4 protein-coding genes and 1 pseudogene are annotated in these 3,959 nt (G+C 72.6%); 3 read left to right on the forward strand and 2 right to left on the reverse strand.

The genetic code is table 11. The features are described from left to right. Both VR44_RS36785 and VR44_RS36790 read right to left on the reverse strand, forming a co-directional pair. Nucleotides 1–390 (reverse strand): annotated as a pseudogene (locus VR44_RS36785) (hypothetical protein); the annotation flags it as partial. Nucleotides 391–491: 101 nt separating this feature from the next. Further along, on the reverse strand, nt 492–1,112 hold the full coding sequence (locus VR44_RS36790) for a TetR/AcrR family transcriptional regulator (protein ID WP_045952018.1): 621 nt from the start codon (nt 1,110–1,112) through the stop codon (nt 492–494). Between the two features lie 80 nt (nt 1,113–1,192). Between VR44_RS36790 and VR44_RS36795 the strand changes: the two genes are divergently transcribed. The 3 genes from VR44_RS36795 to VR44_RS36805 all read left to right on the forward strand — a co-directional run bounded on the left by VR44_RS36795 (nt 1,193) and on the right by VR44_RS36805 (nt 3,946). Beyond that, the gene (locus tag VR44_RS36795) at nt 1,193–1,420 is read left to right on the forward strand and encodes a hypothetical protein (protein ID WP_045952019.1); all 228 of its coding nucleotides are present in this window, start codon (nt 1,193–1,195) and stop codon (nt 1,418–1,420) included. Then, on the forward strand, nt 1,417–1,611 hold the full coding sequence (locus VR44_RS36800) for a hypothetical protein (RefSeq protein ID WP_045952020.1): 195 nt from the start codon (nt 1,417–1,419) through the stop codon (nt 1,609–1,611). Before VR44_RS36795 ends, VR44_RS36800 begins: the two co-directional genes overlap by 4 nt. Before the next feature lie 94 nt (nt 1,612–1,705). Further along, nucleotides 1,706–3,946, forward strand: coding sequence for an immune inhibitor A domain-containing protein (locus VR44_RS36805; RefSeq protein ID WP_045952021.1), 2,241 nt, complete (start codon nt 1,706–1,708; stop codon nt 3,944–3,946). Nucleotides 3,947–3,959 lie beyond the last annotated feature (13 nt).

The following is a 3,959-nucleotide window of genomic DNA, read 5'->3' on the forward strand; positions in this document are numbered from 1 at the left end:
GCGGTGCAGGAGGCCGAGGACGCGTGTTCCGGCGGGTCGTGCGCCGGGCATGGCGAAGGGGTCGTCCGCCGCGTCGTGTCCGTCGGTGTGCCCGGGCCCGCCGGTGTCCCAGCCGGCCTCCGCCAGCACCCGCAGCTCGCACAGCGGGTCGGCGAGGAGCAGCCCCCATTCGGCGGTTTCGGTGTCCGCCGCATCCGTGTCCGCGGCGGTGCGCAGGCCGGGGACGGAGCGGCCGCCCGAGCCCAGGGCCGCGCCGAAGCGCTCGCCCCAGAAGCAGGAGTCGACGGCCGCGCCGGGGAAGCGGTCCGCGAGCCGCTCGCGTACCAGCGCGAAGAGGGTGTCGTGGCGGTCGCGCCGTACTCCCGTGCCGTGAACGAACAGAAACCGCATCTGCGCACGCCCCCTCGTCTGCCTTCCTGCCCCGCCCGGCACGATAGCGCCGCGCGGGGAACGGGGCGTGGCGAACGCCGAGTTCGGCCGTCGCGGTGGGGTCAGTGGGCGGCCAGGTCCCCCAGGTGCCCGCGCAGCACGGCCAGGCAGGCCTCGGCTCCCAGCAGGTCGGGGTGGAGTACGGCGGTCATGCCGAGCCCGTCCAGCAGTGCCGTCAGGCGTTCGGTCTCGGTGTCGAGGTCCAGCCCCGGCCGCAGCGTGCCGGTCGCCTCCAGGCGGCCGAGGAGGCGTCGTACGAGTTCCCGCGCGCCGACGGCGGTCCGCCGGGCGAGTCCGGCGAACTCCGGGCTGGTGCGCGCGGCGGTGTTGAAGTCGAGGAACACGGCGACCTCCGCCCGTCGGACCTCGTCCAGCGGCAGCAGCTCGGCCAGCAGCTCCACCGCGAGGCGGAGCCGCTCGGGCCCCGGGTGACGGCCCAGGTCCCCGGCCTCCTCGACGCGCCGGACGAGCCGGGCCCCGAGCCGGTCGAGCATCGACTGCATCGCGAAGTCCATCAGTTCCCGCTGACTGGCGAAGTAGTGGCGCAGGGAGCCGATGTTGAGCCCCGCCTCGTCCGCCACGGCGCGCAGGGAGGCGCGCTGGAGGCCGTCGCGGACGACGACCCGGAACAGGGCGTCCACCACGTCGCGGCGGCGGGCTTCGGGATCCACGTACTTGGGCACGGGACGTTTCTATCACATGCGTGATATAAAAGAGCCAAGGGTTCTATCACAGTCGTGATAAATAGAATCGGGAGGTCTCCGTGGAGACGTACCTCACCTACATGCTGATCAGGTTCGCCCTGCTGGCCGCCGGCGCCGTGGCGGTGGCCCTCCTGGTCTTCGCCGTCGCCCTGGTGCTCAAGCGCCGGGGCAGGCTCGACCAGGTCCGCCGTCAGGTCGACCCACTGGCCCGCTCCGCCCTCCGTGCGGCCGTGCGCCGCCTGGAGGACGGGGCCGCCGGAACCCGCCGGAAGGGGGAGCGCCGATGACCCCGACGACTCTCCTCGCTGCGGACCACTCGGACCTGCTGCGCCACCTCCTGCTGGACATGACACTCAAGGCGGCCATCGTCGTGGCGGCCCTGACCGCCCTCGCCCTCGGGATGCGCGCGATCTGGCGCCGGGCGGGGCGCGGCCCGCACGGCAATCCCCACGGCAGGCCCCCTAGCCGTGACCTGTGACATGTGAAATATTACCTGCGCTCCGGGCTCCGAACTCCCCCCGAGCTCCCAGCACTCCCCGAACTCCCGGAAAGGTCACCCCCGTTGCGCAGACTTGCCGCGGCGGGAGCGGGCCTTCCTCGCCACGCCCGCCCAGGCGGCCGCCCCTCCCCCGCGGGCGGCCGCCTCCCCGCAGGCCGGACAAGAGGCCTCTCCGACGCCCGCACCGCTCGAAGTCCAGCGGCAGGCCCTTCGCCGCCAGGCCCTGGAGGGCGTCGCGGCGGGCGGCGCCGGATCCCGCCGGGCCGGGCCGGTCCCGCGCACCGCCCGCATCGGCGACCAGTACGTCGAGCTCTCGCAGGAGCGCAAGGACAAGGTGTTCGTCATCCTCGCCGAGTTCGGCGACGAGACGGACCCCCGCTTCGGCGGCACCCCCGGCCCCCTGCACAACACCATCGCCAAGCCGCCCGCGGACGACAACCACACCCTCTGGCGCAAGGACTTCGACCAGGACTTCTACCGGCAGCAGTTCTTCTCCGCCGACCCCGGCGCCGCCTCGATGCGGGCCTACTACAACCTCCAGTCCTCCGGCCGTTACGACCTCGACGGCACGGTAACCGCCTGGGTCAAGCTCCCCTACAACGAGGCCCGTTACGGCACGGACAAGTGCACCGAGACCGGCCAGTGCCGCACCAACTGGGACCTGGTCCGCGACGCCACGAAGGCCTGGTACGACTCCGAGCGCGCGAAGGGCCGTACGCCGGAGGAGATCAAGGCCGAACTCGCCCCGTACGACGTCTGGGACCGCTACGACGCCGACCACGACGGCAACTTCGACGAGCCCGACGGCTACCTGGACCACCTGGTCGTCGTCCACGCGGGCAAGGACCAGACCTGGGGCGGCGGCGACCAGGGCAAGGACGCGATCTGGGCGCACCGCTGGTTCGCGTACTGGGACCAGGCCGGCTCGGCGGGCCCGGAGGGCAACAAGGCGGGCGGCACCCCGGTCGGTGACACCGGCATCTGGGCCGGCGACTACCTGACCGGCGGCGAGAACAGCGGGGCGGGCCTCTTCTCCCACGAGTTCGGCCACGACCTGGGCCTGCCCGACCTGTACAGCTCGGACGGGGACAACGGCGTCAACTTCTGGTCCCTTATGTCCTCGGCCTCCTACCTGGGCAAGGGGCCCAACACCACGGGCCGCTTCCCGGGCGACCTGGACCCGTGGAGCAAGCTCCAGCTGGGCTGGCTGGACTACACGGAGGCCGACGCGGGCCGCAGGACCCGCGCCACCCTGGGCGTCTCGGGCTACAACACCCAGGACCCCCAGGCCCTCCTGGTCCACCTCCCGCCCTCCACCACCCGTACCGACCTCACCGACCCGTACGAGGGCGCGAGCCAGTGGTGGAGCGGCACCGGTGACCTGATGGACAACACCCTCACCCGCACGGTGGACCTCTCCGGCGGCCCGGCGACCCTCGGCGCCCGCCTCTGGTACGACACGGAACAGGACTTCGACTTCCTCACGGTCGAAGGCTCCCCCGACTCCGGCGCCACCTGGACCCCGCTCCCCGGCACGGTGAACGGCAAGCCCGTCCCCCCGAAGGGCGTCTCGGGCACCTCCGCCGGCTGGACCGAACTGAAGGTCCCGCTCCCGGCCGGCACCACCCGGATCCGCTTCCACGCCACCTCGGACGGCAACACCCACGGCCGCGGCGTCACCTTCGACGACCTCCGCATCACCTCCGACTCCGACGGCCGCACCCTCTTCACGGACGGTGCGGAGAGCGGCGCGAACGACTGGACCGCCCGCAAGTGGTCCCGTACCGAAGGCCGCACGGGCACGGAGTCCCACCCGCGCGCCTACTTCGCGGAGAACCGCCGCTACACCGGCTACGGCTCCTACCTCCGCACGGGCCCCTACAACTTCACCTCCACGGACAACCGGGTCGAGTTCTACCCCTACCAGCAGGGCGTGCTGCTCTGGCTCTGGGACACCGCCTACAGCGACAACACCACGAAGGCGCACCCGGGTTCGGGCCTGATTCTGCCGGTCGACGCCCGCCCCGACGCCCTCCGCTTCCCGGACGGCACCCTGGCCAACGCCCGGGCCCAGACCTTCGACGCGACCTTCTCCACCCGCCCCACCGACCGGGTCACCCTCCACCGGCCCGGCAGCACCCTCACGGTCCCCTCCCGCCCGGGCGTCGCCGTCTTCGACGACCACCGCGGCAGCTACTGGACCCCGGACCTGCCGCAGCTGGGCGTGAAGGTCCCGGACACCGGCACCCGTCTCCAGGTCCTGCGCGAATCCCCGACGACCACCACCCTCCAGCTGTCCCCGTCCACCCCCTGACCCGGGCACGCAC

Source organism: Streptomyces katrae (assembly GCF_000966975.1).
GTDB classification, from domain to species: Bacteria; Actinomycetota; Actinomycetes; order Streptomycetales; family Streptomycetaceae; genus Streptomyces; species Streptomyces katrae.

What these genes read in the sequence shown, in the direction of transcription:
- VR44_RS36800 (WP_045952020.1), top strand. Translation starts at nt 1,417, where the DNA reads ATGACCCCGACGACTCTCCTCGCTGCGGACCACTCGGACCTGCTGCGC.